The 397-nt window shown below is 50.9% G+C and carries 1 rRNA gene; it reads left to right on the top strand.

Annotated features, from left to right (window positions below):
* A 23S ribosomal RNA gene (locus E1573_RS26665) occupies positions 1 to 397 on the top strand; the annotation flags it as partial.

Here is a 397-nt window from a genome sequence, read left to right as displayed (position 1 = left end):
GGTTTCCTGCGCAACGTTAATCGACGCAGGGTTAGTCGGTCCCTAAGGCGAGGCTGAAAAGCGTAGTCGATGGAAAACAGGTTAATATTCCTGTACTTCTGGTTATTGCGATGGAGGGACGGAGAAGGCTAGGCCAGCTTGGCGTTGGTTGTCCAAGTTTAAGGTGGTAGGCTGAGATCTTAGGTAAATCCGGGATCTTAAGGCCGAGAGCTGATGACGAGTTGCCTTTAGGCGACGAAGTGGTTGATGCCATGCTTCCAAGAAAAGCTTCTAAGCTTCAGATAACCAGGAACCGTACCCCAAACCGACACAGGTGGTTGGGTAGAGAATACCAAGGCGCTTGAGAGAACTCGGGTGAAGGAACTAGGCAAAATGGCACCGTAACTTCGGGAGAAGG

Source organism: Pseudomonas sp. H9 (assembly GCF_004353925.1).
GTDB lineage: Bacteria > Pseudomonadota > Gammaproteobacteria > Pseudomonadales > Pseudomonadaceae > Aquipseudomonas.
The sequence above is the reverse complement of the archived record's forward strand: the minus strand, read 5'-3'. Positions and strand labels throughout refer to the sequence as shown.